We start from the raw sequence: 1,152 nt of genomic DNA on the forward strand, positions 1-1,152 counted from the left end.
TGCAGGAACAACTGTTCAAGTGAACGGCAAAGATAAAGCTATTACCATTAAAGAAAATAGCTACACACTTTTGAATAAAGATGGCAATGAAGTGGCAACTATGGCAGCTTATGCGACTGACGGTACAACTGAAATCGGTACTTTCACAATTAATCCAGCCACTGGCCAAGTGACTTTCACACCGACTGATAAATCATACACTGGTACTGTAACACCAGCCAAGGTTCAAGCTGAAAGCTCAAACGGCATCAAGGTGGATACAAGCTACACACCTGAAATTGTTCCAGTAACACCAACTGCAACTCCAGCTGAATCAACAGATATCCAAGGTGCGACTCAAACTGGAAAACCTGAATTCAAGGGTGGAACAGTAACCGTTGATGGTGTTGAGAAAACAGTAGCTATCAATGAAGCTGTTCCAGCAACATTTGATAATGGTTTAACGACTAAGAAAGTAGATGGTGTTGGTACATACACAGTAGTCGCAGACGGAACTGTGACATTTGTTCCTGAGAAATCATTTACAGGTACTGCGTCAGCTGTTACCGTTGTTCGTGAAGACATGAATGGTACTAAAGCTTCAGCGACTTACACTCCAACAGTAACACCAGTAACCCCGACAGCGACACCAGCAGAATCAACAGATATCCAAGGCGCTACACAAACTGGTAAGCCTGTATTTACTGAGGGCGATAGTCGTGTGCCAATGAACGATGACGTTCCAGCAACCCTCGAAGATGGTTCAACAACTAAGACAGTTGATGGTGTCGGTACCTACACAGTAGCAGCAGACGGAACTGTGACATTTGTTCCAGAACCAAGCTTTACAGGCACAGCACCAGCAGTTACAGTCGTTCGTGAAGATAAGAACGGAACCAAAGCCTCTGCGACTTATACACCAACTGTAAATCCGGTCACTCTTACTCCAACAAATAAAGTTTCTGAAGACATTCAAAACGTTCCTCAAACTCAAACACCTACATTTGAGTTAAGCAATGACAAGGCTACGAAGATAACTAGCAAGAAATTAGTAGATCCAGCTACTGGTCAGCCTACTGATGAAACCAGTGTAACGGTAGCGGACGAAGGTAGCTATACAATTGATCCTACTACAGGAGCGGTTACCTTCACACCTGAAAAAGACTTTGTTGG

1 pseudogene is annotated in these 1,152 nt (G+C 43.7%); it reads left to right on the top strand.

What is annotated here, in order from left to right:
• A pseudogene (locus ADH81_RS05855) lies at positions 1-1,152 on the top strand (cell surface protein); the annotation flags it as partial.

Source organism: Streptococcus pseudopneumoniae (assembly GCF_001072925.1).
Classification (GTDB): domain Bacteria; phylum Bacillota; class Bacilli; order Lactobacillales; family Streptococcaceae; genus Streptococcus; species Streptococcus pseudopneumoniae_Q.